This is a genomic window from Nocardia sp. 149-1B, assembly GCF_057747975.1.
Window position 1 is genome coordinate 2,538,421 of sequence record NZ_CM173233.1, and the last position, 23,682, is coordinate 2,562,102.

Consider the following 23,682-nt stretch of genomic DNA (forward strand, 5'->3'; position numbering starts at 1 on the left):
GTTCTCTTCCCGTCAGACGCGACCGCTGGCGGCCGCGCGCCGACGGCTGATCGCGTCGACGCTCGCGGCGACGAGCAGCACCAGTCCGGTGACCATGTACTTCCGGCTGTCGGGCTGGTTCATCAGGCCCATGCCGTTGGCGATGACCGCCACGACGGTGCCGCCGATGAGGGCGTCGATGACCCGGCCCTTGCCGCCGAAGAGGCTGGTGCCGCCGATGACGGCCGCGCCCACGGCGTAGAGCAGCGTGGTGGTGCCGCCGGTGACGTTGTTCACGCCGCCGCTGTAGCTCGCGAGCATGATGCCGCCGAGCGCTGCCACCGCGGAGTTTACGACGAAGCAGCTGAGCTTGATCAACGGGACGTTGATACCCGCCCGACGCGCGGCCTCGGCGTTGCCGCCGACGGCATAGACGTGGCTGCCCCACTTGGTCCGGCCCAGCAAGAAGCTGAGCACGAGCGCGAGCGTGATCAGGATGAGCAGCGCGATCGGCACGCCCTTGATCGACTTGATGTGCGCGTTGGGGCTGCGCTCGATCGAGAGGTAGAAGACGATCAGGAGGGCGATGACAGCGAGGGCGATCGACTTCAACGCCCACAGGAGCGGCGGCTGGCTGGTCAGCCCGTGGCGCCGGCGGCGCCGGTTGCTCAGGTACGTCAACGCCGCATAGGAACCCACGAGCACCGCCGCGATGACCCAGCCCAGCCAGACCGGAAGGGTCTCGCTGTTGAGCTTCGCCACGAACTCGCCCGAGTCGATCGAGCCCTTCTCGCCGATGATCGACAGCATGACGCCCTGCAGGCCGAGGAAGGCGGCCAGCGTGACGACGAACGACGGAACGCCGAGCCGGGAGACGATCAACCCAATGCACATGCCGATCACGGCACCGGTGACGATGCAAGCGAGGATCGCCCACGGGGTCGGCCAGCCGTGCTCGATGAGCAGCAGGCACATCACAGCCGCTGACGTGCCGCCCGTGTAGCCGGCGGCCAGGTCGATCTCACCGAGCAGCAGGACGAAGACGAGTCCCATCGCGATGATCGTGACGCCGGCGGACTGCTGGATCAGGTTGCCGAAGTTGAAGGCCTTGGTGAAGGTCTCCGGCCGGAGCAGCGAGAACGCGACGACGAGCACGAGGAGCCCGAGGATCGCCGGGAGCGAGCCGACGTCGCCGCCCCGGAGCTTGGCGACGTACTCCCTCCAGAGGCTGAGGACCGTGGCCGGCCGGTGCGTGTCGTGCGTCTCGTCGGTCGCGACGCTCATGCCGCATCCCCCTCGTTCAGCTTGCCGGTCGTGATCGCCTGGACGATCCGCTCGCGGTTGGTGGTGTTGGCCTCGACCTGCGCGACCATCTGGCCGAGGTAGAGGACCGCGATGTCGTCGGCGACCTGGAAGACCTCGTTGAGGTTGTGGCTGATCAAGATGACCCCGAGGCCACGGTCGGCGAGCCGGCGGACCAGCTTGAGGACCTGCTCGGTCTGCGCGACGCCCAGCGCCGCGGTCGGCTCGTCGAGGATGACGAGCTTGGAGTTCCAAAGGACGGCGCGCGCGATGGCGACCGTCTGGCGCTGCCCACCGGACAGGGCGGCGACGTGCGTGCGCACGGACTGGAGCGTGCGCACCGAGAGCCCGTCGAGGGTCTCGCGAGCCCGCGACTCCATCGTGTCCTCGTCGACCATGCCGCTCTTGGTGAGCTCGCGCCCGAGGAACATGTTGTGCACGACGTCCAGGTTGTCGCACAACGCGAGGTCCTGGTAGACGACCTCGATGCCGAGGTCGTTGGCGTCCTTGGGCGAGTGGACCTTCACCGGTGCACCCTCGAAGTGGTAGTCGCCCTCCTCGAAGGGATAGATGCCGGCGATCCCCTTGATCAGGGTGCTCTTGCCGGCGCCGTTGTCGCCGACCAGGGCCGTCACACGGCCGGGCCGTACCGTCAGGTCGACGCCGTGCAGCACGTGCACGGCACCGAAGCTCTTCTCAACGCCGTGCAACTCCAGCAACGGCTCTCCACTCGACATTTGCTAGACCCTCCGGGGTTTGATCGTGGAACGGGGGCCCGCCCAGCCGGACGGGCCCCCGTGTCTCGAGTTGTCACGCGACCACTAGATGGTCACTTGACTCCGTACTTCGTGCAGAGCTTCTCGATGCCCTTGCAGATGTCCGCAGCACTCGCCTGGCCGGCCGTGACGACGGTCTCGACCTTGTCGGCGGTGATCCAGACCGGGGTCGCGAGCACCGACGGGACGTCGACCTTGAGCACCGAGTCGTTGACCGAGCCGGTCGCGATCGAGGCCGGGTCCTCACCCTTGATGATCGCGATCGCGAGGTCGGCCGCAGCCTTGGCCTCGATCGAGGTGTCCTTGAAGACGGTCCCGGCCTGGTAGCCCTGGAGCACGTTGGCCAGACCCTCGGCCGTCGCGTCCTGACCGGTCACGAGGATCTTGCCCTCGACGCCGGCGGCCTTCATACGGGCGATGACGCCGCCCGCCATGCCGTCGTTCGCGGTGACGAGACCGACGAGGTCGGGGTGAGCCGCGTAGAACTGGTCGAAGACCTTGCCCGCGGTGTCCGGGTCCCAGTCACCGGTCTGGTCGGCGACGACGGTGAAGCTGCCGTCGTCCTTGATGACCTGCTCGTAGCCCTGCTTGAACAGCGTCGCGTTGTTGTCGGTCGCTGCGCCGTTGATGAACGCGATGTTGCCCTTGGTGACGCCCTTGGCCTTGAGACCGTCGATGAGGCCCTGACCCTGCAGCGCGCCGACCTTCACGTTGTCGAACGACACGTAGTAGTCAGCGCCGCCGCCCAGCGTGAGGCGGTCGTAGTCGATGACCGCGATGCCGGCGTTCTTGGCCTTGTCGATGCACGCCTTGCCCGAGTCGGGGTCGAGGTCGGTCTCGATGAGGACGTTGACGCCCTCGGTGATCATCTGGTCGCAGAGCTGACCGAACGTGTCGGGCGAACCCTCGGCGTTCTGGATGGTCGACTCGAGTCCCGCGGCCTTGAAGGCGGCCTCGAGGTTCGGGCGGTCCTGCGTCTCCCACCGGACCGACGACTTCGAGTCGGGGAGGATGACCCCGACCTTGCCCGTGGCCGCAGGAGCCGATGATTCGGTGTTCTTGTCGCCGCCGCTGTTGGTGCCGCTGCCGCCGTCGGAGTCGCTTCCGCACGCGGCAAGTGAGCCGAATGCGATTACCCCGACTGCTGCGAGGGACGCGAGCCGCGCTCCCTTGATCCTGACCATTCCTCGACCTCCATGGCTTGGGCCCGACGATGTGACGACCATCACCGGGTATGTTGTCGGCGACAACATACTGAGGACCCCTGACCGCAGCAAGGGGACCAAGGACCCTTCTTTTGTTGCACGATCAAACCAAGTCTCGGCCCGCCTGGCCGTAACCAAATCGTGATGCTCAGAGCCCTGCTGGCTAGCCCAGAACGGCTTCGTCGGCGACTTTTCGAGACATTGCCGGGAGGCCGTCGGGGCCTCGTTTGGAAATCGATATCGAAACCTGTCTGGAGGCAGGTGACGTGACGACCGTCACCGGGTATGTTGTGGTCGACAACATACCTGGGTCCCTTGGCCCTACCCACGCCTGCGGACGCCCCGGTTCTGTTGCTCCATCAACCCCGTTCCCACCCGGAGGCACCAGGCACCATGACCGAGTCGAGCTTCTCCCCCACCCGCGACGACCACTTCACCTTCGGCCTGTGGACCGTGGGCTGGCAGGGGGTCGACGTGTTCGGCTCCGCGATCCGCCCCGTCCTCGAGCCCGCGGAGGCCATCCACCGCCTGAGCGACCTCGGCGCGTACGGCGTGACGTTCCACGACAACGACGTGTTCCCCTTCGACGCCGACGCTGCCACCAAGGAGAAGCACCTCGCGCCGTTCCGCAAGGCGCTCGAGGAGACCGGTCTCGTCGTCCCGATGGTGACGACGAACCTGTTCTCCCACCCGGTCTTCCGCGACGGCGGCTTCACCAACAACGACCGCGACGTCCGCCGCTTCGCCATCCGCAAGGCGGCCGACCAGATCGACCTGGCCGCCGAGCTCGGCGCCAAGATCTTCGTCGCCTGGGGCGGTCGTGAAGGTGCCGAGTCCGGTGCGGCCAAGGACGTCAAGTCCGCGCTGTCGCGCTACAAGGAGGCCTTCGACCTGCTGGGCTCCTACGTGCTGGAGAAGGGCTACGACCTGCGCTTCGCGATCGAGCCCAAGCCCAACGAGCCCCGCGGCGACATCCTGCTCCCGACCGTCGGCCACGCCCTGGCCTTCATCAACGAGCTCGAGCACCCCGAGATGGTCGGCATCAACCCCGAGGTCGGGCACGAGGAGATGGCCTCGCTCAACTACGCCCACGGCCTGGCCCAGGCCCTGTGGCACGGCAAGCTCTTCCACATCGACCTCAACGGTCAGCACGGCCCGCGCTACGACCAGGACCTGCGCTTCGGCGCCGGCAACGCGCGCGGCGCGTTCTGGACGGTCGACATCGTCGAGAACGGTGGCTACGAAGGGCCGCGCCACTTCGACTTCAAGCCCCCGCGCACCGAGGACCAGGAAGGCGCCTGGGTCTCGGCCGAGGCGTGCATGCGCAACTACCTGATCCTCAAGGAGAAGGTCCGCGCGTTCCGTGCCGACCCCGAGGTCCAGCAGGCGCTCAAGGACGCACGCGTCGACCAGCTCGCGGTCTCGACCGTGGCTGCCGGCGAGAGCATCGCCGACCTGCGTGCCGAGTCGTTCGACCCCGACGCAGCGGCCCAGCGTGGCATGGGCTTCGAGAAGCTCGACCAGCTCGCCCTCGAGCACCTGTACGGCGTTCGCTGAGCGATCCTGTCGCGTAGTCCCTGACGCACGGGCCCCTCCCCATCGGGGAGGGGCCCGTCGTCGTCGCTCCCCCAATGCAGAGGGGGCGTAGTGTCGCGAGTGCGGAGCCGTCCAGGCTTCCTCTCAGAGAGATCCCACATGAGCGACAAGTCGCCGCGCCAGGGCATGTCCAAGAAGTCCGGGAAGTCCATCAAGGAGAAGCGCGCCGAGAAGCGCGACAAGGGCCACGAGGTGACACTCTCCGAGAGCATCCACCCGAACAAGAAGAAGTGACACTCCGCGGCCTGGGCGTCATCGGGACCTCGGCCAAGGAGAACGAGCACCGGCTCCCGCTGCACCCGGAGCACCTCCCGCACCTCGACGCGGATCTCCAGGCGCAGATCACCCTCGAGCACGGCTACGGCAAGCGATTCGGCATCAGCGACGCCTCGCTCGCGCCGCACGTCGCCGGCTTCGCGTCGCGCACGCAGATCCTGGCGACGTCCGACGTGGTACTGCTGCCCAAGCCGCAGCACTCCGATGTCGCGGCGCTCAGCCCTGGGCAGGTGCTGTGGGGCTGGCCGCACTGCGTCCAGGACCCCGAGCTGACCCAGCTCGCGATCGACCGGAAGCTGACGCTCGTGGCGTTCGAGGCCATGAATCACTGGACGGTCGGCGGCGACGTCGGGGTGCACGTCTTCCACAAGAACAACGAGCTCGCCGGATACTGCTCGGTCATCCAGGCGATGGAGCTGGCCGGGATCACCGGCGACTACGGCCGGCGGCTCACCGCAGTCGTGATCGGCTTCGGCGCCACCGCCCGTGGGGCGGTCACCGCCCTCAACGCCCACGGCGTGCACGAGGTCGCGGTGCTCACGAACCGCGGCGTCGCTGCCGTCGGCTCCCCCATCCACTCCGTACGGATCCGGCAGTTCGACCACGACACCGACGAGACCCATCTCAGCCACGTGATCACCGACCGCGGCCGGGTCGAGCTGGCGCCGTACCTGGCCGAGAACGACATCATCGTCAACTGCACGCTCCAGGACACCGCCGCTCCCCTGACCTACCTGCAGACCGCCGACCTGGCGGGTTTCCGCCCGGGCAGCCTCATCGTCGATGTCTCCTGCGACGAGGGCATGGGCTTCGAGTGGGCCCGGCCGACGACCTTCGACGAGCCGACGTTCGTGGTCGGCGACCACGTCCTCTACTACGCGGTCGACCACAGTCCGTCGTACCTGTGGAACTCCGCGACGTGGGAGAACAGCAACGCGCTGATCCCGTTCCTGCGCCCGATGCTCGAGGGCTCAGCCGCCTGGGACGCCGACGAGACGCTGCACCGCGCGATCGAGATCCGGGACGGGCGAGTGGTCAACCCGGCCATCCTGGCCTTCCAGGGCAGGGACGCCCAGCCGCCCTACGCGGTCGCCTGAGCCTCGAGGGCCGCACACAGATCCGCGACCGCGGTCGGGACACCCGCTGCGGACCACTCGACACCCCCGGCACGAACACGCGCCGACGCGCCGCCGACCCCGAGGATCAGCGCGCGCCCGGGCAGGTCGTCCCAGGGCGGCAGCGAGTGCTGGCAGCGCACGTGCAGCTGCCCCGCGGCGATCGCGACGGCGTCCATCGACGCCGACCCGAGCATGCGCAGCGTCGCCGCCCCGCCGGCCAGCCGGTCGAAGGCCGCACCGACCTCGCCGCCGTACGACGGCGGGTGGAGGTACGTCGTCAGGCAGGCCGCCGCGAGCGGCCGGTCCTCGAGCGGGGCCAGCGGCACCCCGTCGACGCGGGTCGGCACACCGGGCCCGCCGACGTACGTGCAACCGGTGGCGGGGTGGTGGACCGCGCCCAGCACGAGCTCGTCGCCATCGGTGAGGGCCAGTGCCGAGCACCACCAGTCGAGCCCGGACACGAAGTTGTAGGTGCCGTCGACAGGGTCGATCACCCAGGTTCGGCCGGAGGACCCGGTGTGGGCCGCCCCCTCCTCCCCCAGCACGCCGTCCTCGGGGCGCTCCTGGGCGAGGGTGTCGACGACCAGCCGCTCCGCGGCGTGGTCGGCCGCGGTGACGACGTCGGAGATCGAGGTCTTGGTCGCGGTCTCCAGGCCCTCGGCCCGCATCCGGGCGGCCAGCTCGCCGGCGTCGCGCACCAACCGCGCGGCGAGCGCGACGTCGTCCGCGATGCTCACGTCCATGCCTCTGCGAGCAGGGCGCGGGTGTCGGACAACAGCTGCGGCAGGGTCTTGGTCCCGCCGAGGACCGTGATGAAGTTCGCGTCGCCCGACCACCGAGGCACCACGTGCTGGTGGAGGTGCTGGGACAGGGAGCCGCCGGCGACCCCGCCGAGGTTGATGCCGATGTTGAAGGCATGGGGGCCGCTGACCTCGCGCAGCACCCGTACGGCCCGCTGGGTCGTGGTCATCAGCTCGGTGGTCTCCTCGGGTGTGAGGTCCTCGAGCTCGGCGACGTGCCGGTGGGGCAGCACCATCAGGTGGCCCGGGTTGTAGGGGTGCAGGTTGAGCACGACGAAGCAGGTCTCGCCGCGGTGGACGACGAGACTCTCCTCCGGGGCCAGGTGCTCCATCGCGCAGAACGGGCAGCCCTGGTCGGTGACCGGCAGGCTCGGCGCGATGTAGGCCATCCGGTGGGGTGTCCAGAGCCGGTCGAAGCCCTCGAACCCGTCGCGCGCGTGGCCGGCAGGATCCGTCATGGCGACAACCCTAGGGTGAGCCCGTGAGCACCCCGACGCTGCGTCCCGCCCGCGCCGACGACATGTCGACGGTCGCCGACATCTGGCACGTGGCCTGGCACCTCGCGCACGCCGGTCACGTGCCCGAGGGCCTCACCGCGGCGCGCACGCTCGAGGCCTTCCACGACCGGACGCCGGCCCGGGTCGTCGACACCACCGTCGCCGAGGTCGACGGCCTCGTCGTGGGCTTCGCGATGGTCGCCGGCGACGAGGTCGAGCAGCTCTTCGTCGACCCCGGGCACCATGGCTCCGGGGTCGGCGCTCCTCTGCTTGCCGAGGCCGAGCTGCGGATCGCCGCGGCGGGGTACGCCGAGGCCTGGCTGGCCGTGGTCACCGGCAACGCCCGGGCGCGCCGGTTCTACGAGAAGCACGGCTGGCGCGACGGCGGCGACCTGCCCTACGAGGTCACCGCCGGCGGGACGGCGTACGTCTCCCCGTGCCGGCGCTACGTGAAGCCGGTCAGTACTGCTGGAACCACCGACCCAGCCGGGCAGACGTCCCCGGGCAGGTGAGATCGAGGTCCCGGCGGTCCTCCACCCACTGGGCGAGCACCGCGGGGCCTTCCTGGATCGACCAGTCGTCAGAGCAGCGCCCGCGCGCCTCGGAGCGGGAGGTCTGCCCGGCCGCCCTCCACTCGGGCAGGCCCAGCGCGAGCCCACCGACCACGCCGGCCCACAGCGCCGGCGTTGAGTAGACGCCGACCCGGTAGCCCGCGTCGCGATAACCCCGCACCACGCCCTCCACGACGGCGGCGTTGGCCTCCCGGTCGCTGCTCCACCCGAAGTCCGGGACCGGCTCGACGTCGACCCACACCACCGGCGAGGCGAGCCCGGCACGGCGCATCGTCACGACGTTGGCGAGCGCCTCCTGGTAGCCGGTGTTGGCGAGCGCCCCGAGTGAGCTCGAGCCGTCGTAGGGCCCGGACGCGCGGTGCTCCGCGACGGCCGAGTCGTCGGGATAGCTCGCGACGGCGTACGCCGCCGCCATCAGCCGGCGCTCCCGCACCCAGCTGACCTGGTCCGCCAGGCACGGGTTGGCGGTGAACCCGGGGCCGTTGGTGAGACCGAGCACGACGTACTCCGCGCTCGCGTCCGGCATCGGCAACCCGAGGGTGCGCCGCTGGGGGATGCCGAGGCCGCGCGGGCACTGGGGCCAGCTGACGTCGGCGCCGAGGACCTCGCCGCTGCGCGGCTGGGCCACCGGGGCCTGCGGCAGCTCGGCCGCGGCCTGCTCGGCGAGCCGAGCCAGCGCCGAGAGCCGGGCAGCCGCTGGGTCCTGCGTCGGCTGCACCACCGAGGTCGGTCGCGGCGTCGGTGACCGCGATGGGCTCGGTGTCGGGGCGTCGGACGCCGAGCACGAGAGGAGGCTCGCGGCGGCGGCCACCGTGATCAGCGTGGCCGCCGCCGTGCGAAGCAAGCTCAGACCTGCTCGCGGCTCGCGACCGCGTCGGTGACCCGTCGGATCGCCTCGTCGAGGGGTACGCCGTTGTCCTGGCGCCCGTCGCGGTAGCGGAACGACACCGCGCCCGCCGCGATGTCGTCGTCACCCGCGATCATCATGAACGGCACCTTCTGCAGCTGGGCGTTGCGGATCTTCTTCTGCATCCGGTCGTCGGAGTCGTCGACCTCGACCCGCAGGCCCTGACGCTGCATCCGCTGGGCCACCTCGTAGAGGTAGTCGTTGTGACGCTCGGCGATCGGGATCGCCTGCACCTGCACCGGCGCGAGCCACGGAGGGAACGCGCCGGCGTAGTGCTCGACCAGGACGCCGAAGAACCGCTCGAGCGAGCCGAACTTGGCCGAGTGGATCATCACCGGCTGCTGACGGGTGCCGTCGGCGGCCTGGAACTCCAGCCCGAAGCCCTTGGGTTGGTTGAAGTCGTACTGGATCGTCGACATCTGCCAGGTGCGGCCGATCGCATCGCGCGCCTGCACCGAGATCTTGGGGCCGTAGAACGCCGCTCCCCCGGGGTCGGCGACCAGGTCGAGGCCCGAGGCGATGGCCACGTCCTCGAGCACCTTGGTCGCAGTCACCCAGTCCTCGTCGGAGCCGACGAACTTGTCGGGCTTGGAGTCGTCGCGCGTGGAGAGCTCGAGGTAGAAGTCGTCGATCCCGAAGTCGCGCAGCAGCCCGAGCACGAAGTCCAGGAGGTGCTTGATCTCCGCGGGTGCCTGCTCGGGGGTGACGTAGGAGTGCGAGTCGTCCTGGGTCAGTCCGCGCACGCGGGTCAGGCCGTGCACGACGCCGGACTTCTCGTAGCGGTAGACCGAGCCGAACTCGAAGAGCCGCAGCGGCAGCTCGCGGTAGGACCGCCCGCGCGACCTGAAGATCAGGTTGTGCATCGGGCAGTTCATCGCCTTGAGGTAGTAGTTCGCGCCCTCGAACTCCATCGGCGGGAACATCGTGTCGGCGTAGTACGGCAGGTGCCCGGAGGTGTGGAACAGCCCCTCCTTGCTGATGTGGGGGGTACCGACGTACTGGAAGCCCTCCTCGATGTGGCGCTGGCGGACGTAGTCCTCCATCACCCGCTTGATCACGCCGCCCTTGGGGTGGAACACCGCGAGGCCCGAGCCGATCTCGTCGGGGAAGCTGAACAGGTCGAGGTCACGCCCGAGCTTGCGGTGGTCGCGGCGCTCGGCCTCCTCGAGGCGGTGCAGGTGGGCCTCGAGCGCCTCCTTGGACTCCCAGGCGGTGCCGTAGATGCGCTGGAGCTGCTTGTTCTTCTCGTCCCCGCGCCAGTACGCCGCCGCGGTGCGCATCAGCTTGAACGCCGGGATCCGCTTGGTGGTCGGCAGGTGCGGGCCGCGGCACAGGTCACTCCACGCGACCTCGCCGTTGCGGCGGATGTTGTCGTAGATCGTGAGCTCGCCCGCGCCGACCTCGACGCTCGCGCCCTCTGCTATCTCCTGGGCAGCATCCTCGGACTTCCCGGAGCCCTTGAGCCCGATCAGCTCGATCTTGTAGGGCTCGTCCTGCAGCTCGTCGATCGCCTCGGCATCCGTGGTGACCCGGCGCGAGAAGCGCTGGCCCTCCTTGATGATCTTGCGCATCGCGGTCTCGATCTTGTCGAGGTCCTCCGGCACGAACGGGGTCTCGACGTCGAAGTCGTAGTAGAAGCCGTTCTCCACCGGCGGCCCGATGCCGAGCCTGGCCTGGGGGAACAGCTGCTGGACGGCCTGGGCCATCACGTGCGCCGTCGAGTGGCGCAGGATGTCGTGGCCGTCGGCGCTGTCGATCGCCACGCCCTCGACCTGGTCTCCATCGGACAGCTCGTAGGCGAGGTCCTTGAGAGCGCCGTCGACGCGGGCGGCGATGACCGCGGGGTCGTCGGCGAACAGCTCCCAGGCCTTGGTGCCCGTCGTGACCGTCCGCTCCTCACGCGCGTCGGCGTGGACGAGGACGATCTTCGGATCGGACACGATGGCTCCTTGGAGGAAGACGAAACGGACCCACCGATCGTATCGGTGGGTCCGTCGCGGTCGCCCTTCGGTTTCCGCCTGCGTGCTCGGGGGTCACATGTCGCGGTAGCGCACGGCCTTCCCGAGCTGCTCGACGAGGAAGGCCTCGTCGACGCGACGCGGCGTCTGCGGCGGCCAGGTCCCCTGGGGGTCGGCGCTGTAGAGCTCGGCGTACGCCGGCTCGTCGCGCTGGTAGCGCCACCCCTCGGCCAGCGGGCCGACGTCGTGGGCGTCGTAGCCGATCTCGTCGAGGAAGCGGGCGACGGTCGCCTTGGCCTCGGCGTCGTCGCCGGCGATCGCCAGCACGCTCCGCTCGGGGTCCCCCGACGGGCGCGCGAGGACGGTGAGGAACCCGGCGAAGATGTTGTTGAAGGCCTTCACGACCTTCGACTCGGGGAGGTGTGCCTGGAGCAGCTCGGCCGTGGTCGTCGACTCGTCGTCGAGCTCGGCGATCTGGCCGTCGCGCTGGGGGTAGTAGTTGTTGGTGTCGATCACGACCTTGCCGCGCAGCGGCTCGACCGGGACCGAGCGGTAGGCAGCGAGCGGGATCGTCACTACGACGAGGTCACCCGCCTCCGCCGCCTCGTGGGGCGTGCCCGCCCGCGCCCGCGGGCCGAGCTCGGCGACGAGGTCGGCGAGCGTCTCCGGGCCGCGACTGTTGCTGAGGACGACGTCGTGCCCGGCCGAAATCGTCAACCGAGCCAGGGCGCTGCCGATGTTTCCACTGCCGATGAGTCCGATGGTGGTCATGCCAGGGGGAACACCGGAGGTCGCTCGGGGATTCCGGGACTAACGCCTTGCTCCAGACAAACTTTTGACTCTGTGATGCAGAAGCGCACGGAAGACGATGGAGACATGAAGGCATTCGTACGACGCGGAACCGTGGACGGCCCCCGAGAGATCTGCTCCCACTGCGGTCACCTGATCGTCGATGTCCCCCAGGTCGGTTGGGTCGCCCCGGGCCTCGGCGAGAGCTACGACCTCTGCTCGGGCGACACCTTCGGCAACCACCTGCCGCGGCGCGAGAAGCGCTCGCAGTCGCGCACGACCGTCGCCCGCAGCGGCATCTGAGCCGGCCGGGCTCAGCCTCGACTCAGACAGAGCCGCGCCGGACCAGCTCGGGCACGAAGATCACGCGCCGCGAGGAGCCCTTGCCCCCGCCCTCGATGGACTCCGTCAGCAGACGGACCGCCTCGGTAACCATCTGGTCGATCGGGTTGTGCAGGGTCGTGAGCGGAGGGTGGGTGCGCTCGGCGACCCCGAGGTCGTCGTAGCCGACGATCGCGACGTCCTCGGGCACCCGGATGCCCCGCGCGGCGAGCTCGCGCATCGCGCCCTGCGCCATGAGGTCGGACGCCGCGAAGATGCCGTCGATGTCGCCGTCGGCCGCGAGGAGCGCGGCACAGGCCTCGGCACCGCTGTCCTCGGTGAAGTCGCCGTAGGCCACCAGATCGCTGTCCAGGCCGGCCGCGACCAGCTCCCGGCGCCACCCGTCCAGCCGGTCGTGGCCCGCGCGCATGTCGCGCGGACCGGCGATGGTCGCGATACGGCGCCGGCCGGCCTCCAGCAGGGCCCGCACCGCCTGACCGGCCGCGTCGGCGTTGTCACTGTCGACGAAGGAGACCCGATCGGCCCCGATCCACGGGCGCCCGATGAAGACGCAGGGCAGCCCCAGGTCGGAGAGGTGCTCGGCGAGCCGGTCGTCCCGGTGGTGGGAGACCACGATCGCCCCGTCGACGTAGCGACCCCGCAGGTAGAGCAGCAGTCGCGCCTCGTCGTCCCCGCGTTGGGCGATCAGGAGCACCAGCTGGAGGTTGCGCTCGCGCAGCGATCGGGCGACCAGGTGGAGCATCCGCGCGAAGAAGGGGTCGGCGAAGATGCGCTCGTCGGACTCCGGGACGATCAGGGCGACGGAGCCGGTACGCCGGGTGACCAGCGACCGGGCAGCTGCGTTCGGGGTGTAGCCGAGCTCGCGGACCGCGGCATCGACGGCCGACTGCGCCTTGGCGCTGACCTTGGAGCGGCCGTTGATCGCCCGGGACGCCGTGGCCTTGCTGACCCCCGCCCGCCTCGCCACCTCGTCGAGGGTGGGCGCCTGCCCGTTCTCAGCCATCCGCAGAACGCTACTGGCACAGGGCGTTGCGAACCGCCATTTCGGCGAACCAGCGGGCACTGTCCTTCGGCGTGCGGACCTGGGTGGCGAAGTCGACATGGACGAGACCGAAACGGTGCGAGTAGCCGTAGCTCCACTCGAAGTTGTCCATGAACGACCACACGAAGTAGCCGCGCACGTCGACTCCCTTGTCCATGGCGTCCAGCATCGCGTGCAGGTGCTGCTCGATGAACTCCTGTCGACCGAGGTCGTGGATCGCGCCGTCCTCGACCACGTCGTTGGCCATCGCGCCGTTCTCGGTGATGTAGATCGGGGGTACGGCGTACTCCTCGCGCAGGCGGACGAGCAGGCGGGTGAAGGCGTCGGGGTCGATCTCCCAGTCCCGGTCCGTGGTGGGCCGGCCCGTGCGCGGGAAGACGAAGCCACCACCCGGGTAGGGCGACTGACGCGGCCGGGGCGCATGCTCGAGGCGGCTGCCGAGGAGCTCGCCCGGCTCGGCGTCGTAGGGCACCGCTGCGGGGACGTCGCCGTGGTAGAAGTTCACGCCGAGGAAGTCCAGCGGTGCGCTGATCAGCTCGAGGTCACCGTCGCGGACGGCGTCCTGCCAGGGCCTGCCCGCGAAGAGCATCCCCTGCGTGTCGGCGGCCAGGTCGTCGGCGTACCGGCCACGGAACAGCGGATCGAGGAACACCCGGTTGTGGAACCCGTCCAGGCGGCGGGCGGCGTCGACATCGGCGGCGCGGGCCGGGTCGAACGGGTCGGCAACCGTCGGGTTGAGGGTGATGCCCACGGCCTTGCCCTCCTCGGGGACCCCGCCTCGGCGGCGGAACTCCTCGACGAACAGGCCGTGCCCGAGCAGCAGGTGGTGGGCGGCGACCAGGCCGGCCACGCCCTCCTCACGGCCGGGTGCGTGGCCGCCGCCGGTGTAGCCCATGAACGCCGAGCACCACGGCTCGTTGTGGGTCGTCCAGCTGCTGACGCGGTCACCGAGGGCATCGTGCACCGCCATGCCGTAGTCGAGGAACCGGTAGGCGGTGTCGCGGTTGGTCCAGCCGCCCGCGTCCTCGAGCACCTGCGGCAGGTCCCAGTGGTAGAGCGTCAGCCAGGGCGTGATCCCGGCGGCGAGCAGCTCGTCGGTGAGCCTGCTGTAGAAATCGGTCCCGGCCGGGTTGACCGCTCCCCCGTCGGGGCAGATCCGCGGCCAGGCCGTCGAGAACCGGTAGGACGCGAGACCGAGCTCCTTCATCAGCGCGACGTCCTGCGGCATCCGCTCGTAGTGCTCGCACGCGACGTCGGCGTCGTCGCCGTTCACGATGGCACCCGGCAACCTCACGAAGGTGTCCCAGATCGAGGGCGTGCGCCCGTCGGCGGCGACGGCGCCCTCGATCTGGTACGCCGCCGCGGCGGCTCCCCAGAGGAAGCCAGGTGGGAACTCTCGGGTCGTCATCCCTTGACGGCTCCTTGCATGATGCCGGCCACGAGCTGGCGGCCGGTCGCGATGAACAGGATCAGCAGGGGGATCGTCGCCAGGAGCGTCCCCGCCTGGAGCAGCGCGATGTCGGAGATCCCGCCGGCCGGCGCGATCTTGAGCTGGTCGAGCGCGGTCTGCAGGGTCTGGACGTCGGATCCCTGCAGGATCAGCAGCGGCCACATGAAGTCGGTCCACGTGTGCATGAACGTGAACAGCGCCAGGATCGCCATCGCCGGGCGCGCCGCCGGCACCGCCACCGTCCAGAACGTGCGGAGCTGGGAGCAGCCGTCGACACGGGCCGCCTCGATCAGCTCGTCCGGGATCGCGTCGATGAGGTACTGGCGCATGAAGAACACACCGAAGGCGGTGACCAGCCAGGGCAGGACGACCGCCGTACGGGTGCCGGCGAGCCCGAGGTTGCTGAACTCCTTGAGCAGCGGCATCAGCGCGAGCTGGGTCGGCACCGCCATGGTCGCGATCACGAAGGCCATCCCGACGTTGCTGCCGCGGAACTTGAGCTTGGCGAAGGCGTAGCCGGCCAGGGTGGAGAAGAACACCACCGAGATCGCCGAGACTCCGGAGATGATCACGGAGTTGGCCAGCGCGGACCAGAAGTCGATCTGGTCGAAGACCCGCCGCGCGTTCTCGAGGAAGTGACCGCCCGGGTAGAGCGGCGGCGGACTGTGGATCGCGCGCTCCTTGGTGACCGAGCCGACCACGAAGGACCAGTAGAGCGGGAAGGCCGATCCCATCACGAAGGCAGACAGCAGGCCGTAGACGAGGAATCCAGGACGACGGTTCACCGCTCGGACCTCCGTTGAACCAGGCGGGTGAGGCCGAAGTTGAGCAGGGCGATCGTGATGATGATCAGCACGATGATCCAGGTCGCGGCGGCCGCACGCGGATAGGGGTCGGTGCTGCTGTTGGAGGTGTTGAACACGTACATGGTGAGCGTCTGGTACTGGTAGTCGGCGCCGCCCTGGAACTGCAGGTTGGTGTCGAACAGCCGGGGCTCGGTGAAGATCTGCAGCCCGCCGATCGTCGAGGTGATGACGACGAAGAGCATGGTGGGCCCGATCGAGGGCAGCGTCACGTGGAAGAACTGCTGGACCCGGCTGGCTCCGTCGATGGCTGCGGCCTCGTAGAACTCGCGCGAGACCGCCTGCATCGCGGCCAGGATGATCAGCGTGTTGTAGCCGGTCCAGCGGTAGTTGACCATCGACGCGATGGCCCCCCAGCTCGCGAACCGGTTGGAGTGCCAGCCGACCTTGGGCAGCCCGACGGCGTGGATGAGCTCGTTGATCAGGCCTGTCTTGTCCGCGAAAAGGCTCCCGAAGATCAGCGCGGTCGCCGCCGGCGCGACGACGAAGGGCAGCAGCACGCTCATCCGCCACCACGTGCGGCCGCGGAGCTGGGTGTCCAGCATCGCGGCGATCGCGGTCGCGGTGACGATCTGGGGCACCGAGGAGAGCAGGAAGATGCCGATCGTGTTCCAGAACGCCTTGCGGAACACGGGGTCCTGGAGCACGTGCGCGTAGTTCGCGAACCCCACGCTGTCACCGTGTTGCGGGCCGAAGCGCGGCCACGAGAAGAACGAGAGGTACCCCGAGTAGACCATCGGGTAGATCCCGATCAGCAGGAACAGCGCGAAGAACGGCAGCACATAGAGGTACGGCGAGAAGCGGTAGTCCCACTGGGACAGCCGCTGGCGCGGAGTCAGTCGCGGCGGCGAGTCCTGCGGGATCCCGGCCTCACCGCTCCGGGTGGCCTGGACGGTTGTCACGTCGTCCCTCCTCGTGTCGATCTGGAACCGGGTGCCCCTGGCAGGGAGTCGCGGGGACTCCCGGCCAGGGGCGTGGGTGCGGACCCGGACATGCGGTCAGGACAGGCCGTCGACAGCCTGGACGAAGGTCTTCCACGAGTCCTCGGGCGAGCTGCCCTCGTCGACCCGCTGGATGGCCGTCTGGAAGAGGCCGAGGATGTCGGAGTACTTGTCGCCCTTGTAGGGGTGACCCGGCTCGACGGCCGCGGCACGGGAGGCCAGGATCGCGGCGGTCGGCGCGTTGTCGAAGTAGGGGTCGGTGGCGTTCTGCGAGGCCAGCTCCTGCTCGGCCGAGACGTTGGCCGGGTAGTTGCCCGCAGCCTTGAACGCGGCGAGCTCCTGCTCCTTGTCGGTCAGCCAGCTGGCGAACTGCTTGGCCTCCTCGGGGTGCTTGGACTGGGTCGGCACGGCGAGGAACGAGCCACCCCAGTTGCCACCGCCACCCGGGAAGGCGTCGACGATGTCCCAGCCCTTCACGTTCGGAGCGGACGACTTGATGTTGGAGAACATCCAGCCCGGGCAGGGCATCGTCGCGAAGCCGTCGTTGCGGAAGTTGGCGGTCCAGTCCTCTCCCCACTGGACGACCCGAGGCGAGAGCGTCGAGGAGTACTGCGTGACCGTGTCCCAGACGTTCTGGACCTCGGGGTTGTCCACGTCGACCGAGTTGTCAGCTGTCTGGAACGGGAACTCGGCCTGGTTGAGCATGGCCTGCGCGATCGAGCCGCTCGAGTCGTACCACTTGGTGCCGGGCAGCTTCGCGACGAGCTTCTTGCCGGCCTCGAAGTAGGAGTCCCAGCTGGCGAAGATCGGCTTGACCGCGTCGCGGTCGCTCGGCAGCCCCGCTTTCTTGAACAGGTCGGCGCGGTAGCAGAACGCCTCCGGCCCGGCGTCGGTCGGATAGCCGATCTGCTTGCCGTCGGCGGTCTGGGCGGCCTTGTAGGCGTACTCGACCCAGCGGTCGTCGAGCGAGGAGTCGGCGAGGTCGACGAACTGGTCGGAGGCGCCCTCGGCGACGAACTGCGGCATCGCGTCGCCCTCGACAGCCACGATGTCGGTCAACCCGTGGCCGGCTTGGAGGTCCTGGGTCAGCGTCTTCTTCCAGGGGTCCCAGTCGGCGATCTTGCTCATCTTGACCGTGAACGGCCGCTTCGGGTCGGCGTTCCACTGGTCGATCAGCTTGTCGTAGCCGAAGTCGCTGAACGTGGTGATGGTCAAGACGTCGTCCTGACCGAGCTTGGACGTGCCGCTGCCGGACTCGCTGTCGCCGCAGGCGGCGGTCATCCCGGCGATGAGGGCGACGGCGGCGCCGAGTGCTGCCCCCCGTCGGATGTTGGGCTTGCGCATCACTGGACGCTCCTGACCGATCGAACGTGGTGGAACCGTTTCCACTCCTGTTGCCTCAGGACTATGAGGGCGATCACATCCGGTGTCAAGAGTGAGCGTGCGGTACGTAGCAAATCAGAATCAGACGCGGTGAGACCGTTTCCACTGTCATGGTGGGATGATGGCCAGCCAGACACCAGACGTGGTTGTCGAAGGCCCCGCTCGAGCAGCCGTTCTTGGCGTGGCCGGAGTGGCGGTCGAAGCGGCCGGATGGGCACGGCAGCGGGCCGGAGCGAGCCCGAAATGGCACAGGCCGCACGCTCTGCGTGCGGCCTGTGCTGGATCTCGGTGGGCGATACTGGGTTCGAACCAGTGACCTCTTCGGTGTGAACGAAGCGCGCTACCACTGCGCCAATCGCCCTAGATGGTGCTCCGCCGCGAACAGCGGTGCGGTCGGAGACTCTAGCGCACGGACCGGGCGGGCTCACATTCGGTGCCCGTCCGGCCTACCGGGCGCGAACCGCGTCACGGACCGACGGGGCGCCCGTCCCCTCTCCGTGACGCAGCAGCCGCAGACCCGCACCCTCTCCCAGGACATCACGCTCCAGGTCCTCGACGCGTGGGGGCGCTCGGCGGACCTCCCATCCACCTTCGAGTACGACGCCGCCGACCCGTGGGCGGTGTGGATCACGTTCCGCGGCCCGCGCGACCAGGTGCGGTGGGCGGTCGGACGTGACCTGCTTCTCCAGGGCCTGACCGACCCGGCGGGCGAGGGCGACATCCAGCTGTGGCCCAGCATCGACGACAACGGCCGGGCCGCGGTCGTCATGGAGCTCCGCTCCCCCGACGGCCGGCTGGTGACCCAGCTGCACACCCACGACCTCTACCGGTTCCTGACCCGCACCCTCGCGGTCATCGCGGTGGGCGCGGAGTCGATCGACCTCGACGACCTGGTCGCAGAGATCACCCGCACCCCGGCCACCGAGTAGCCCGCGGCGGGGTCGCTCACCGCAGCTCGGGCTCCCGCCGCCGCCACACCTCGCGCACCTCCGTCGTGACCGGACCGGGCGCGGGCAGGTCCCGGCCGTCCCAGCGCGCCACCGCCTGCACGTCGCGGGTCGTGGAGACGAGGAACACCTCGCTGGCGCGCTCGACCACCTCGATCGGCTCGTCGACCTCGCGGCCGCCGTACCACTCGAGCACGAGCGCGCGGGTCACCCCGGCCAGGCAGCCGCTCGCGAGCGTGGGGGTGCGCAGCTCGCCGTCCAGGACGTAGAAGACGTTGGAGCCGGTGCCCTCGCAGAGGTGGCCGGCGAGGTTCGCGAAGATCGCCTCGCTCGCCCCGCGCTCGTGGGCGGCCGCGAGCGCGACGACGTTCTCGGCGTACGACGTGGTCTTCAGGCCGGCGAGGGCCCCGCGCTCGTTGCGCGGGTAGGGCACGGTCGCGACGCTCGTCGTGTCCGGCCACGTGGACATGGCGTCGAGGACGACGATCAGCGTCGGCGCGGCGTCGCCGCGGCCGGAGCCGAGGGGCGCCGGCCCTCCGGTGCACGTGATGCGCAGCCGTCCCAGGGACAGCGGCTCGCCGTCGAGGACCGCCGCGATCCCACGTCGTACGGCGTCCTCGTCGACGTCCGGCAAGCCGAGCCCGCGCGCGGACCGGTGCAGGCGTTCGAGGTGCCGGTCGAGCGCGAACGGCCGGCCGTCGACCACCTTGACGGCCTCGAACACGCCGTCGCCCACGGTGAGGCCGTGGTCGGTGACCGACACCGCCGGGGCGGTCGCATCGGTCAGGAGGTCACCGTTGATCCAGGCGCGCATGGCCTCACTCTAGGAGGGCCGGATCGTGCTCGACGCGCCCGCGACGCGCCAGCCGGGGGCGGATTTTGCATGGTCTGGGGCATCGGCTACTGTTCTCACGCACGCCGACCGGGAGACCGGAACGGATGCGCAAGCGGACGTAGCTCAGTTGGTAGAGCGCAACCTTGCCAAGGTTGAGGTCGCGAGTTCGAGCCTCGTCGTCCGCTCGGAGAGGTCTCTCCCTGGTTTGGCCTCCATGGTGGGTTGGCCGAGAGGCGAGGCAACGGACTGCAAATCCGTGTACACGGGTTCAAATCCCGTACCCACCTCCACGCAGTCCCCACTAACTCAAGACCCGGGCGATTGGCGCAGTGGTAGCGCGCTTCCTTGACACGGAAGAGGTCACTGGTTCAAACCCAGTATCGCCCACCAGTCGACTGGCCCCTGTTCCGCATCGCGGACCGGGGGCCTTCGTCGTTCAGTTCTGGTCCGGTCGGCAGCCCTCGACGGCGATGATGGCGGCGGCCAGCTCGGAGACCCCGACGCCCGCTCGCTGCGCAGCGTGATCGATGGCGGCGGCCGCATCGTCGAGGGACAGGCCTCCGGTCGCCGCGACGATGCCGATCGCGGCGGAGAGCTTGTGGCGCGCCCGCAGCTCGGCGGGGGCCGCCCGAGCCGCTCGCCGGGTGTCGAACGCGAGGTCGGCGTTGGTGACCGCACCGGGAGCCCAGGCCGAGAAGACCTCGGCGAGCGCCTGGTGCCGGCGCTCGAACGAGCCCGGGGAGGCCCCGTAGAGGTTGACCGTGCCGACCACTCCCCTCGGGCCCAGGATCGGCAGCGTCAGCGAGCTCGCCACCCCGGCTGCGGCCGTGGCCCGGGCGAAGAAGCCCCAGGCCTCCTCCGAGAAGAAGTCCTCGCGGTCGCACGCGAGCACCCGCCCGGCGTCGACGGCTTCCACACAGGGGCCGCCGTCGAGGTACTGCACCGCGTCGAGCACCGCGATGTCCGGGCTCGTGGCGGCGAGGGTGAAGGTGACGCCGTGCTCGAGACCGGCGATGCTGAAGCCGACACAGTCGGGCACCAGCTCGCCCACCTGCCGCCCCCACGAGATCAGCTTGTCGAGCAGGTCGTCGTCGGGCGGGTCGAGCTCGTCGACGGCCTCGCAGGTCTCCTGGATGGGCTCGAGATCCACTGGTCCCCCTTCTGCAGTAAGCCGGCCGCACCTGGGTACCCCATGGTGCAACCGTCCACGCACCCCGACGAGCCGAGTCGAGCCGAGTCGGGCCGGCCGCGGTCGACGTACAGTCAGCGGACCCGATCCCACCAGAGAGCAGGACCCATGCAGCCGGTCAGATTGGCGCTGTCCAACGACTACGAGGTCGTGCTCCGCGGTCTCGCGGCCATGCTGGCCGAGCACGCCCACCGGGTCGAGGTCGTGGAGATCACCGGCGCCACGCGGATGTCGCACGACGTCGACGTCATCCTCTTCGACACGTTCGGACGGATGCCGGACGGGGATCGCAAGCTCGAGCAGATCGTCGCTGAGAACGACGCGGCGGTCGTGCTCTACAGCTGGCACACCTACCCGGAGGAGGCCGCGCGGGCCCGGGGCGCCGCCGGCTTCCTCCACAAGGGCATCTCCGCCGACGAGCTCGTCGAGGCGATCGTCGCCGTCCACGAGGGCCGCCCGCCCGCCGCACCGGAGCCTACGGAAGAGACGATGCCGAGCTGGCCGGGCCAGGAGCAGGGGCTCACGGCGCGCGAGTCCGAGGTGATCGCGTTCGTCACCCAGGGCATGACCAACGACGAGATCGCGGCCCACTCCTACCTCAGCGTGAACACCGTCAAGACCTACCTGCGCACGGCGTACCGCAAGATCGGCGTCCAGCGGCGGTCCCAGGCGGTCGCGTGGGGCATGCAGCACGGCTTCCGCACGATGCAGGACTGACCGGCCGGCGGCACCGGGCCTCTCAGGCCGACACGGCCACCGGAGCCTGGACCTCGCGCGTCCCCAGGGCCAGGTCGGCCCGGCGCTTCGGCAGCCACGAGACGAGCCGAGCGGTCGCGGGGTCGGAGCCGTAGGCGAGCAGCGCGAGGAAGACGCCGTACACCGGAAGGTGCCCGACCAGCTCGGTCTGCCCGAACAGGATGAGCGTCGCATTGAACGGCACCGCCGCGACGAGCACGGCGACCTGAGGGATCGCACCGGAGACGACCAGCAGACCGAAGAGCAGCTCGATCGAGCCGGCGACCGCGATGAAGGTGTCGGTGGGCATCGAGATGCCGACCTGGTCGAAGACGTTGAGCGCGGGGTAGTCGTGCAGCGTCATGCGCGCCAGCACCGGGTTGGTGAACTTCTCGGTGAACGCGAGCGCGATCAGCGCGATGCCGACACCCAGGCGCATCGCGAACAGGCCCCAGCGCACGGCGTCGGCGCTGGGGGTGACCGCGCCGTGGCGGTCGGCGCCCGGCGGCACGATCACGAGGAACGCCGCCACCGCGGCGAGGTTCGCGCACTCCAGCAGCGCGACCGGGCTCGACACGACGCCGAGCACCGGCCCGAAGGTGAGGACGAGCGCAGCGGCCGGCCGCAGGCGGTAGCCGCTCACCAGCCAGATCCCCAGGCCCGCCTCGGCCAGCAGCAGCACCGTGCCCGCCGGGGAGTCGAGGTCGTCGTTCGCCGGCGTCAGGAAGGCACCCGTGGCCGCCAGCGCCAGCAGCGCGACGCCCAGGTGGATGCCGAGCAGCCGCGGGATCCACGGGGTCAACCGGCCCACCGGCGCGAGCACCTTCAGCTCCGGGGCGGGCAACCGGCTGCCGACCGCGCGCCACGCGACCGTCACCACGACCATCACGGCCACCAGCACGAGCGGGAGCGGCGAGAAGAAGAACCCCCAGTCGTGGCCGGCGGAGGACTGTTCGAACCAGGTCTCGTGCGTCGGCAGGATCGAGACGGCGAGGGCGTGCATCACGGGGCTCATTTCGTTCGCAGATCGGTGGGTGTCGCCCAGCTGTCGGGCTGACACGTCACGTTTTCACGGGCTCCGGCGTGAATCCGCGAGTCGCCCGGCCCCTCCTCGGGTGCCGGAGGGCCTTTGGTCCCGGGACCTGTGGACTGCGACCGACTCGAACATGTGTTCTAACCTGGTGGTGTGGCAGCCCCCGACCGCGACACCGGCCAGCGCGGCAACACCACGCCCCGCCACGTCTGGGTCAACGTCACCCGCAACCCGGTGCACCGCTCCCCCGGTGTGCTGCTGGACTGGCGGCGCTGTCCGGACGGCCGTTGGGAGGCACTCGTCGCGTGGGCCGAGGGCGGCGGCAACATCCGGCCGCGGGCGCACCTGGAGTGGGTACGCCGCGAGCACGTGGCCCCCGCGAGCGAGGGCTCGAGCGGGTCGGGCTACCGCCCCTGAGCTCCCGGCTGGCTGCCGGGCTGGGTCCGGGGACGCGGGCTCGGCCGGGTCTCGGCGGTCTCCGCCAGCCAGGCGCGGAAGCGCCGCGGGTCGCGCCGCTCGAGCTCGTCGAGCAGCCGGGCGCGCTCGGCCACGACCGTCATCAGGTCGGCAGTGGACGCATCGGCCCGGTGGACCTCGTCGTACGACGAGCGCCACCGCTCGGACAGCTCCCGCTCGCTGAGACGGGTCGGGTCGTCGACGGCACGGTCGCACCGGCCGCGGACTCCGCGCACCATGAGCGCCACGATCGGGGGTGCCGACACGGTCATCACGACCAGCACCAACGCGGTCCAGCCGTCGATGATCGCCGGGAACCCCGCCACGACCACGGCACCGGCAGCGCCGTACCTCGCGCCGACCGAGCAGGCCACCCGCCGGTCGCCGTCGGGCTCGACCCAGGCCACGCCGAAGGCCGCTCCGAGGACCGCCAGGCAGAGCGTGATGCCGGCCAGCGGCGCCCACCCGATCTCGGCGGAACCAGCCACGATCCCGACGCCGGTCAGGAGGACGACCACCGCGTTCCAGAAGACGCGGTAACGCCGCCGCATGCGGCTCTCGAATACCCGTTCCGGTGTGCCCGTCATGCCCTCACGATCCGCCCGCGCCAGGCGGCTCGGCAGGGCCGAAAGTGCGCCGAACGTGGGACGTCGGTCCTTCGCGGACGACCCGCACCCCCGCCCCGGGCCAG

General features: G+C 69.9%; 25 protein-coding genes and 4 tRNA genes. 11 read left to right on the forward strand and 18 right to left on the reverse strand.

Features of this window, described 5'->3' with window-relative positions; translation table 11 throughout:
* Positions 1-12 precede the first annotated feature (12 nt).
* The 3 genes from AC3ANS_RS12190 to AC3ANS_RS12200 form a co-directional block, all read right to left on the reverse strand.
* Positions 13-1,263 carry a sugar ABC transporter permease gene (locus AC3ANS_RS12190; RefSeq protein ID WP_488296414.1) on the reverse strand — a complete coding sequence of 417 codons (1,251 nt, stop codon included), beginning with the start codon at positions 1,261-1,263 and terminating at the stop codon, positions 13-15.
* The gene (locus AC3ANS_RS12195) at positions 1,260-2,018 is read right to left on the reverse strand and encodes an ATP-binding cassette domain-containing protein (RefSeq protein ID WP_488296415.1); all 759 of its coding nucleotides are present in this window, start codon (positions 2,016-2,018) and stop codon (positions 1,260-1,262) included. The genes AC3ANS_RS12190 and AC3ANS_RS12195 overlap by 4 nt, the downstream gene beginning before the upstream one ends.
* A 92-nt stretch (positions 2,019-2,110) precedes the next feature.
* Positions 2,111-3,241 carry a sugar ABC transporter substrate-binding protein gene (locus AC3ANS_RS12200; protein WP_488296416.1) on the reverse strand — a complete coding sequence of 377 codons (1,131 nt, stop codon included), beginning with the start codon at positions 3,239-3,241 and terminating at the stop codon, positions 2,111-2,113.
* Between the two features lie 414 nt (positions 3,242-3,655).
* Here AC3ANS_RS12200 and xylA point away from each other — a divergent pair, with 414 nt between their 5' ends.
* The 3 genes from xylA to AC3ANS_RS12215 all read left to right on the forward strand — a co-directional run bounded on the left by xylA (position 3,656) and on the right by AC3ANS_RS12215 (position 6,231).
* Positions 3,656-4,819: a xylose isomerase gene (xylA, locus tag AC3ANS_RS12205; RefSeq protein WP_488291861.1), complete on the forward strand. Its 1,164-nt coding sequence runs from the start codon at positions 3,656-3,658 to the stop codon at positions 4,817-4,819.
* 138 nt (positions 4,820-4,957) lie between these two features.
* A complete protein-coding gene (locus AC3ANS_RS12210; protein ID WP_488291862.1) occupies positions 4,958-5,092 on the forward strand; it encodes a hypothetical protein in 135 nt (44 codons plus the stop codon).
* A complete protein-coding gene (locus AC3ANS_RS12215) occupies positions 5,089-6,231 on the forward strand; it encodes a N(5)-(carboxyethyl)ornithine synthase (protein WP_488291863.1) in 1,143 nt (380 codons plus the stop codon). The genes AC3ANS_RS12210 and AC3ANS_RS12215 overlap by 4 nt, the downstream gene beginning before the upstream one ends.
* Here the strand turns inward: AC3ANS_RS12215 and AC3ANS_RS12220 are convergent.
* Together AC3ANS_RS12220 and AC3ANS_RS12225 are read right to left on the reverse strand one after the other, a co-directional pair.
* A complete protein-coding gene (locus tag AC3ANS_RS12220) occupies positions 6,216-6,995 on the reverse strand; it encodes an inositol monophosphatase family protein (RefSeq protein ID WP_488291864.1) in 780 nt (259 codons plus the stop codon). The two genes, AC3ANS_RS12215 and AC3ANS_RS12220, sit on opposite strands and share 16 nt — an antisense overlap.
* A complete protein-coding gene (locus AC3ANS_RS12225) occupies positions 6,986-7,510 on the reverse strand; it encodes an HIT family protein (RefSeq protein ID WP_488291865.1) in 525 nt (174 codons plus the stop codon). Before AC3ANS_RS12225 ends, AC3ANS_RS12220 begins: the two co-directional genes overlap by 10 nt.
* Positions 7,511-7,533: 23 nt before the next feature.
* On the opposite strand from AC3ANS_RS12225, the gene AC3ANS_RS12230 reads away from it, so the two are divergent.
* Positions 7,534-8,061 carry a GNAT family N-acetyltransferase gene (locus AC3ANS_RS12230; RefSeq protein WP_488291866.1) on the forward strand — a complete coding sequence of 176 codons (528 nt, stop codon included), beginning with the start codon at positions 7,534-7,536 and terminating at the stop codon, positions 8,059-8,061.
* Here the strand turns inward: AC3ANS_RS12230 and AC3ANS_RS12235 are convergent.
* From AC3ANS_RS12235 to AC3ANS_RS12245, 3 genes are all read right to left on the reverse strand, one after another.
* Complete coding sequence (locus AC3ANS_RS12235) at positions 8,009-8,965, reverse strand: hypothetical protein (protein ID WP_488291867.1); 957 nt, start codon at positions 8,963-8,965, stop codon at positions 8,009-8,011. The genes AC3ANS_RS12230 and AC3ANS_RS12235 overlap by 53 nt on opposite strands.
* A 2-nt stretch (positions 8,966-8,967) precedes the next feature.
* Entirely contained in the window at positions 8,968-10,887 is a 1,920-nt protein-coding gene (gene thrS, locus AC3ANS_RS12240; protein ID WP_488296490.1) for a threonine--tRNA ligase, read from the reverse strand.
* 174 nt (positions 10,888-11,061) lie between these two features.
* Positions 11,062-11,757: an NADPH-dependent F420 reductase gene (locus tag AC3ANS_RS12245; RefSeq protein ID WP_488291868.1), complete on the reverse strand. Its 696-nt coding sequence runs from the start codon at positions 11,755-11,757 to the stop codon at positions 11,062-11,064.
* Between the two features lie 105 nt (positions 11,758-11,862).
* Between AC3ANS_RS12245 and AC3ANS_RS12250 the strand changes: the two genes are divergently transcribed.
* Complete coding sequence (locus AC3ANS_RS12250) at positions 11,863-12,078, forward strand: hypothetical protein (protein WP_488291869.1); 216 nt, start codon at positions 11,863-11,865, stop codon at positions 12,076-12,078.
* A gap of 22 nt (positions 12,079-12,100) precedes the next feature.
* Here AC3ANS_RS12250 and AC3ANS_RS12255 read toward each other — a convergent pair whose 3' ends face one another.
* From AC3ANS_RS12255 to AC3ANS_RS12280, 6 genes are all read right to left on the reverse strand, one after another.
* Entirely contained in the window at positions 12,101-13,120 is a 1,020-nt protein-coding gene (locus tag AC3ANS_RS12255) for a LacI family DNA-binding transcriptional regulator (RefSeq protein WP_488291870.1), read from the reverse strand.
* A 10-nt stretch (positions 13,121-13,130) separates the two neighbouring features.
* Positions 13,131-14,567, reverse strand: coding sequence for a glycoside hydrolase family 1 protein (locus tag AC3ANS_RS12260; protein ID WP_488291871.1), 1,437 nt, complete (start codon positions 14,565-14,567; stop codon positions 13,131-13,133).
* On the reverse strand, positions 14,564-15,394 hold the full coding sequence (locus tag AC3ANS_RS12265) for a carbohydrate ABC transporter permease (RefSeq protein ID WP_488291872.1): 831 nt from the start codon (positions 15,392-15,394) through the stop codon (positions 14,564-14,566). The genes AC3ANS_RS12260 and AC3ANS_RS12265 overlap by 4 nt, the downstream gene beginning before the upstream one ends.
* Positions 15,391-16,374, reverse strand: a complete 984-nt coding sequence (locus AC3ANS_RS12270) for a carbohydrate ABC transporter permease (protein ID WP_488291873.1) — start codon at positions 16,372-16,374, stop codon at positions 15,391-15,393. The genes AC3ANS_RS12265 and AC3ANS_RS12270 overlap by 4 nt, the downstream gene beginning before the upstream one ends.
* Positions 16,375-16,470: 96 nt before the next feature.
* Entirely contained in the window at positions 16,471-17,757 is a 1,287-nt protein-coding gene (locus AC3ANS_RS12275) for an ABC transporter substrate-binding protein (RefSeq protein ID WP_488291874.1), read from the reverse strand.
* 328 nt (positions 17,758-18,085) lie between these two features.
* Positions 18,086-18,157: transfer RNA gene (locus AC3ANS_RS12280), tRNA-Val, on the reverse strand.
* A gap of 136 nt (positions 18,158-18,293) precedes the next feature.
* Here AC3ANS_RS12280 and AC3ANS_RS12285 point away from each other — a divergent pair.
* Positions 18,294-18,725, forward strand: a complete 432-nt coding sequence (locus AC3ANS_RS12285) for an SsgA family sporulation/cell division regulator (RefSeq protein WP_488291875.1) — start codon at positions 18,294-18,296, stop codon at positions 18,723-18,725.
* Between the two features lie 16 nt (positions 18,726-18,741).
* Here the strand turns inward: AC3ANS_RS12285 and AC3ANS_RS12290 are convergent, their stop codons facing one another.
* Positions 18,742-19,557, reverse strand: coding sequence for an aminotransferase class IV (locus tag AC3ANS_RS12290; RefSeq protein WP_488291876.1), 816 nt, complete (start codon positions 19,555-19,557; stop codon positions 18,742-18,744).
* 133 nt (positions 19,558-19,690) lie between these two features.
* Between AC3ANS_RS12290 and AC3ANS_RS12295 the strand changes: the two genes are divergently transcribed.
* From AC3ANS_RS12295 to AC3ANS_RS12305, 3 genes are all read left to right on the forward strand, one after another.
* Positions 19,691-19,763: transfer RNA gene (locus AC3ANS_RS12295), tRNA-Gly, on the forward strand.
* Positions 19,764-19,794: 31 nt separating this feature from the next.
* Positions 19,795-19,868 (forward strand) — tRNA-Cys (locus AC3ANS_RS12300).
* Positions 19,869-19,893: 25 nt separating this feature from the next.
* Positions 19,894-19,968: transfer RNA gene (locus tag AC3ANS_RS12305), tRNA-Val, on the forward strand.
* A gap of 46 nt (positions 19,969-20,014) precedes the next feature.
* On the opposite strand, the gene AC3ANS_RS12310 is transcribed toward AC3ANS_RS12305, so the two are convergent.
* Positions 20,015-20,728 (reverse strand): GAF domain-containing protein, encoded by a 714-nt coding sequence (locus AC3ANS_RS12310; protein ID WP_488291877.1) that lies wholly within the window; start codon positions 20,726-20,728, stop codon positions 20,015-20,017.
* 147 nt (positions 20,729-20,875) lie between these two features.
* On the opposite strand from AC3ANS_RS12310, the gene AC3ANS_RS12315 reads away from it, so the two are divergent.
* Positions 20,876-21,484, forward strand: a complete 609-nt coding sequence (locus AC3ANS_RS12315; protein ID WP_488291878.1) for a response regulator transcription factor — start codon at positions 20,876-20,878, stop codon at positions 21,482-21,484.
* A gap of 22 nt (positions 21,485-21,506) precedes the next feature.
* Here the strand turns inward: AC3ANS_RS12315 and AC3ANS_RS12320 are convergent, their stop codons facing one another.
* Complete coding sequence (locus AC3ANS_RS12320; protein WP_488291879.1) at positions 21,507-22,505, reverse strand: hypothetical protein; 999 nt, start codon at positions 22,503-22,505, stop codon at positions 21,507-21,509.
* Between the two features lie 183 nt (positions 22,506-22,688).
* On the opposite strand from AC3ANS_RS12320, the gene AC3ANS_RS12325 reads away from it, so the two are divergent.
* Entirely contained in the window at positions 22,689-22,952 is a 264-nt protein-coding gene (locus AC3ANS_RS12325) for a hypothetical protein (RefSeq protein ID WP_488291880.1), read from the forward strand.
* Here AC3ANS_RS12325 and AC3ANS_RS12330 read toward each other — a convergent pair.
* Positions 22,940-23,578, reverse strand: coding sequence for a hypothetical protein (locus AC3ANS_RS12330; protein WP_488291881.1), 639 nt, complete (start codon positions 23,576-23,578; stop codon positions 22,940-22,942). The two genes, AC3ANS_RS12325 and AC3ANS_RS12330, sit on opposite strands and share 13 nt — an antisense overlap.
* Between the last annotated feature and the right edge of the window lie 104 nt (positions 23,579-23,682).